Here is a 5,485-nt window from a genome sequence, read left to right on the forward strand (position 1 = left end):
CAACAACAGACGCTTGCTGGAACCCATCGGTAACATCCCGCCAGCAGAGGCCGAGGCAAACTTCTATGCCGCTCTGGAAAGATCAGACATGGCCGCGTAACTAAGACAAATCAGCCTCCGGAAAACCCGGCGCGGTTCATCATCCAGATTGCAGCACAGGGCGATCACCGCTTCTGCAGAAAGCCCGAACACACGCTGTAGCATTGCAGTGAAATCGGCCAGTGGTCCTTGGCGATGCTGGAGCGCGAGGTGGCGGAGGATCGCCGCCTCCTCGAACGTGAGGTCCAGATGCGTGGCCATGGCGTCCAGCCGTACGAGCGCAGTGTCATGCGGTTCGGGCATCGCGGCAAGACGGTCGGCAAGATGTGTGGCCAAAGATTGCCAGCCCTGCACATCAAGAACTGGGCCGCGGCGGGTCTGCGCGAACAGTGGCGGCATGGGGCCGAACAGATCGTGCCACCCTGTCATCCACCGCGCGAGGACAAGCAACTCCGGGCGGGACTGGGTAAGCCCTTGCACCAGTCGCAAGCAGATTCCGTGAAGTATGTAATGTTCTGTCGTTGCCATCCTGCCCTCCGTGTTTGGCGGGCAGGATAGGAGCATGATGCGTCAGATTCGGACGTCGGAATAGCAGAACCAGCCACTTACTGCGGCATGAGTCTGGCGATAAACGGCAAAACGTCCGATGCGGCTTGACGCAACGCGCCAAGTCCCTCATCGGGACCACGTATAAGATCCGCCATAGTGACATTGAGAGTCATTTCGATTCGTGGGTCGCCGTCCTCGACAGTCCGTCGCCAGCCATTTGGAACCTGCAGACGCGGCCCGAATGCCTGCAGCTCATCATTGGCGTCATAGCGCCATACGAATAGCATCACTTTGTGTGATCGCTGTTCAATTTGCACAGTAAGATCGAAATAGTTTTGCTCGAGATCGTTTCCTCGCGTGACGTACGACCAAAAATACCTCTCGGTCCACACCTCCTTGATGGTACAATTTTCCGGGAATATTTCGTTCAGACCAGACTCTGCCAACGATGCTCCAAAGGTATTTCCCCACAGGTCGGCCATGAATCCAACGAAGTCGGCACGGATCTGGCAAGCCAGCAGTACGCCCTCGCTCAGGTCTATCAGCTTGCTCCGATCCATGTCGGGCAGGACGGGATCGTCCAAGGTGGACACGAGAGAATCGACAACATTGCGTGTGGCGTCGTCTTGGTAATACGCAATGACGCTTTCAGGAATCTTAAAGGGCTGCATGAGCATCTTTCGGGTTGAGTTGTCCTATCCTGCGCCAAAGAGCGTGGAGGAAGAGGCGGAGGCTGAGATCGTATTCGACTGGCCGCGTTGTCTCGAACCGCAACCACAGGTCGCGCCAGGAACAGAAGCGCCAATGACCATCGTGACGTCGGTTTACCGAGAGCATGGCGTTCTGATCCAACGCCAAAACTAGATGATGTCGAACGGCCTGAGGGTGGTCATTCCTCGTGCTGTCCCGATAACAACGAAGCTGACCGTCCGTTATAACATGGTCAAACTTGGCTTCGACAACTAGCACCCTCTCCCGGTCTCGGGCGTCCCGCCACAGGAGCTTTAGATCGATCCGGCGCCCATCAAGCGCGGGGACTTCGGAAAAGACCTGAACGGATGCCAAACCGCCCCTGTCAATGCCAAGTTCAGCATGGCCGAGTCCGAGCGAACGCAGAAACGCCTCTACCCGAAGCGCCCGCGCCTGGACTCCGCCATTATTCAGAAGCTTCGCCAAGGTCTCGGTCGCGATCCTTTCGGAAAGGGACATTTTCCAATTCAGGCGTGGCTGCATCAGACAACTGTCGGGCCGGTCAAGACCGAAGAGACTCCAAGCGCGATCAAGGCTGGCTTGGCGCTGCCAGTGCGGTCGATTGCGGACGAACTCTTCGATCCGAGTACTTGCACCACCAAAAAGCCTTCGCGTTGTTTCGATGATAGATGTTAGTTCGTCATTTGAGATCACCCGTCTCGGGACACGACATTTCAGCGCGTTCAAAGCCTCGGACGTCACTTCAAGTTTCGGTTTTGGTTTCTTGCCACGAGGCATTCTAGTTTCCTGTTCGGCGCGAATGCTTATGAGCGTCTATGACCTCGACCGTATCCCCCCACCTTGCCAGATACCAAGCTATTTCCTGCCGCCCTCCGGCGCGGAACCGGACGATCAGCGATCCGTCCGCCAGGCGCTCGGTTGTCTGTCTAGGATGGAACACATAACTCGCGGCCTCGTCCGCGACTTCTGGCAGAAATCGCCATTCGACGTCCTGCGGCTCCTCGCGCCAGATGCCGAAGCTTTCTGCCAACCAATCCTGCAGGTCGAAGTCCTCAGGGCGCTCGAACACCTCATCCTCCAGGTCGATCCGCTCGAACCCCGCCAGCGCGAACAGGCGCAGGTCGTCCTGGTATTCGCTCCAGGCCAGCAGATATTGCCGCCCTTCGCCGAACAGCATGGCAATGGGGCCAAGGCGGGTGTTGCGCGAGAGCTTGCCGGAACCACGGGCGCGATGGTCGGCCGAGATCATCACCCCGGCAAGGATGGCATCGCGCAGCTTGCGCAGGATTTCGGGATCGATGCGTTCGCGCGGGCCGGGGCGGAAGGCGACGCCATCCGCCATCAGTTGCGCCTCGAGATCGGCAGCGATGCGACGGCGGCGGTCCTCGCGGAACATCGCCTGCACCTTGGACAGCAGGCCTTCCAGCGTTTCGGCGGTGTCGAGGTCGCCCTCGCGCCGCGCGATGCTGGCGGCCCGGTGTCCGGCCGTCAGTTCGTCCACCGTCGGCTCCACCATCTTACCCAAAGTGCCTGGCGGGAAGCGCCAGTACTTCTGGCCGTTCAGACCGGGGCGTTCCTCGAGTTGGGGAAAGGCGCGCAGCACGGCATCGCGCATCCGCTCGGCCGTGCGCCGGGACACGCCGAAGGTCTGTTCGATGTCGGCAATCGACACACCTTCGGCCGAGCCCTGCATCATCACGGCCAGCCGCAGCAGATCTTCCTGACGGGAATAGCGCATGATGCCTCCTTTGCCTCTGGCTGCGACTTTGGCCGTTGCAGGCGCACCCGGTCAACGGCCGAAGCCGATGGGCCGCGCCGCGCCTTTCCTTCGCCGCGGACTCGCGCCGCAGTTCGGCCAGGATCGTCGCCGTGTCGTCCTGACCAAGGGCACGGATCCGGCGGGCGACATTGGCGAAGTCGCCCGGGGCCAGCCGGTCCAGCGCCGCGACCTCTGCCGGGACGGGCGCCGCGAAGTGCGCGGTCCATGCACGCGGCAGTTGATCCGGGCGCAGCCAGTCGAAGCGGATGCGGAAGGTGAAGCGCCGCTGTGTCGCCGGGTCGAGGTGTTCCGCCAGGTTGGTGGTGCAGACGAAGGGGAGCGGATGGCTCTCCATCCATGTCAGCATCTCGTTGACCTGGCTCACCTCCCACTGGCGGACGGCGTTTCGCCGGTCGGCAAGCAGGCTGTCGGCCTCGTCGAAGATCAGTAGCGCCCCCTCGGCCCGGGCATCCGCAAAGGCGCGGGCAATCGCCTGCTCGGTGCCGCCGACCCACATCGACTGCAGGTCCGAGGCCCGCTTCTCGATGACCGGCAGGCCCAGTTGCCGCGCGAGGTGACGCGCCCATGCGCTCTTGCCCGTCCCGGCCGGACCGTCGAGGCAGAAGGACAGCCGCAGCGGTTTGGGGGTGGCGGCCAGTCGCGCTTCCAGCAGGGTCAGGCTGGTATCGGTGTTGGCCAGTGCCGGAACCCACCGGGCCTCGGAGTGGTGGCGGGGCGGCGGCGCGACACCGCCATTGGTCACCTTGGCCGACGCCCCGAGAACCTGCTCGAAGGTATCGATCCCACCGCCACAGGCCCGCGCGACCCGCATCGCGTCTGCCACCAGCGCGGGGGCGTGGTCATGGACTTCCGCCAGAGCCGTGATCGCCGCGGCATCCTCGGTCTGGACATGCCGATCCGCGAGGCGCTGCCAAATCCGTTTGCGGATGGGTCCTGCGGGCGGGCGCATCTCGGCCGAGAAGGTCATCCTGCGCAGAAAAGCCGGATCGCAGGTCGCGATGGAATTGGTCGTCCACAAGGTCGGGACCGGATTGGTTTCCAGGAGCCGATTGGCGAAGACCTTCGACGTGCGCTCCGGCCGGGAGAAGGGAAAGATGACGGCCCCCCCGAAGAGATCCTCCATCTCATCCAGCAAGAGCACGGTGTCGCTCCGCGACGCCAGCATTCGGCCCGCGATGCCCAGTTCGGCCAGTCGCTCGCCCCGCGACGGTTCGTCACCACTGTCATCCGCTTCGCCGACTGCCCGCAGACTCGCGCCAAGTTCACGGGCCAGAACCTTGCAGAACTCGGTCTTGCCCGTCCCCGGCGGCCCGTAGAGCAGGATGTTCACCCCGGGCGTACCCTCGGCAAGGGCCTTCTGCAGGAGCTTGCGCATGATGTCCGCACTGTCTCCCATCCCCGTGAAGTCTCCCCATTCCGCTTCGGGCGGCGGGGCGGGCGGGAACAGGAGCGCGACGAGTTCCTCGATATTGCCGAAGTCGGCCATCAACGCACCGGCGAGGCGATCCGATACGGTGTAGGGGATGGTCTGGCGCGACCAGTTGCGCCCGTCGTTCTGCAAGAGCCCCGAAGTCCGCAGCCGGCCATCTGGCCGAAGCGCCGCACGGACGGCAGTGTGATCGGCACCGGCGAACTGGGCGATCAGGAACGGCAGCGTCACGTCCTGCGTCTGGAGTGCCCGGTCGACCACATGCTCGAACATGTCGAAGCTGTGATAGCTGGCGAAGAACTCGAGGATCCGCGCCTCCACATCGGTCAGGCCGAAATGCTGCCCGAGGCGCGCCGCGTTGATCCGGACGAGGTTTTCCTCGCGTGGATCATCACCGCCACGCAGGTCCTCCAGAAGACCGCGCACTCTCCCCCACCATGCGGCCCCTGGCCGGGTTCGCGGCCGTTCCGGGCATTCGATGTCGGTCAGGTATTCGATCCAGCCCGGCACTTCCTTGGCCACCTTGCTGCCGGGGCCGAAGCGATCGGCGAGGGCAGCGACGAGTTCGAGTGCGAGATGTTTTTCCGTGGTCATCTTCTCTCTCCTTTGATGAGGAGAGGATGCAGCACGGGCACGTCAGAAACGGACGTATCGAACGGCGAAGCCCGGTGATGCATGCCAATGCGCGCTTATCCGTGCTGTTTCAGTTTTTCTGTTGTGGTGTTGATGTGGCGTTGATGTGGAATGCGCTTATGCAAACGCCGCCCCGGAGGGCGGCGCGCAAGCAACTGATAATATTGAGAGACTTTGGTTGCGGGGGTAGGATTTGAACCTACGACCTTCAGGTTATGAGCCTGACGAGCTACCGGGCTGCTCTACCCCGCGCCGGTTTGAGCTTTTTCTGGCGGGCTGCTCGGGCCCCTGGGTTGGGCGCGCGGGTCCTGGCCTGCGCTGCCTTTCATGTCAGAGAATCTGTC

Annotated in this window: 5 protein-coding genes and 1 tRNA gene; all 6 read right to left on the bottom strand. The window is 62.5% G+C overall.

What is annotated here, in order from left to right:
* Positions 1-63: 63 nt before the first annotated feature.
* Positions 64-567, bottom strand: a complete 504-nt coding sequence (locus tag AC13CR_RS00040; protein WP_482900270.1) for a hypothetical protein — start codon at positions 565-567, stop codon at positions 64-66.
* Positions 568-644: 77 nt separating this feature from the next.
* Positions 645-1,259: a single stranded DNA-binding domain-containing protein gene (locus AC13CR_RS00045; protein ID WP_482919974.1), complete on the bottom strand. Its 615-nt coding sequence runs from the start codon at positions 1,257-1,259 to the stop codon at positions 645-647.
* On the bottom strand, positions 1,246-2,076 hold the full coding sequence (locus AC13CR_RS00050; protein ID WP_482900272.1) for a PDDEXK-like family protein: 831 nt from the start codon (positions 2,074-2,076) through the stop codon (positions 1,246-1,248). The genes AC13CR_RS00045 and AC13CR_RS00050 overlap by 14 nt, the downstream gene beginning before the upstream one ends.
* Before the next feature lies 1 nt (position 2,077).
* Positions 2,078-2,914, bottom strand: coding sequence for a helix-turn-helix transcriptional regulator (locus tag AC13CR_RS00055; protein ID WP_482900274.1), 837 nt, complete (start codon positions 2,912-2,914; stop codon positions 2,078-2,080).
* Complete coding sequence (locus tag AC13CR_RS00060; RefSeq protein ID WP_482900273.1) at positions 2,817-5,102, bottom strand: AAA family ATPase; 2,286 nt, start codon at positions 5,100-5,102, stop codon at positions 2,817-2,819. The genes AC13CR_RS00055 and AC13CR_RS00060 overlap by 98 nt, the downstream gene beginning before the upstream one ends.
* Positions 5,103-5,316: 214 nt before the next feature.
* Positions 5,317-5,393, bottom strand: a tRNA-Met gene (locus tag AC13CR_RS00065).
* Between the last annotated feature and the right edge of the window lie 92 nt (positions 5,394-5,485).

The sequence above is a fragment of the Paracoccus sp. L-17 genome (assembly GCF_056857655.1).

Coding starts and splice junctions, on each gene's coding strand:
- AC13CR_RS00040 (WP_482900270.1), bottom strand. CDS start 567: ATGGCAACGACAGAACATTACATACTTCACGGAATCTGCTTGCGACTG.
- AC13CR_RS00055 (WP_482900274.1), bottom strand. CDS start 2,914: ATGCGCGATGCCGTGCTGCGCGCCTTTCCCCAACTCGAGGAACGCCCC.
- AC13CR_RS00045 (WP_482919974.1), bottom strand. CDS start 1,259: ATGCAGCCCTTTAAGATTCCTGAAAGCGTCATTGCGTATTACCAAGAC.
- AC13CR_RS00060 (WP_482900273.1), bottom strand. CDS start 5,102: ATGACCACGGAAAAACATCTCGCACTCGAACTCGTCGCTGCCCTCGCC.
- AC13CR_RS00050 (WP_482900272.1), bottom strand. CDS start 2,076: ATGCCTCGTGGCAAGAAACCAAAACCGAAACTTGAAGTGACGTCCGAG.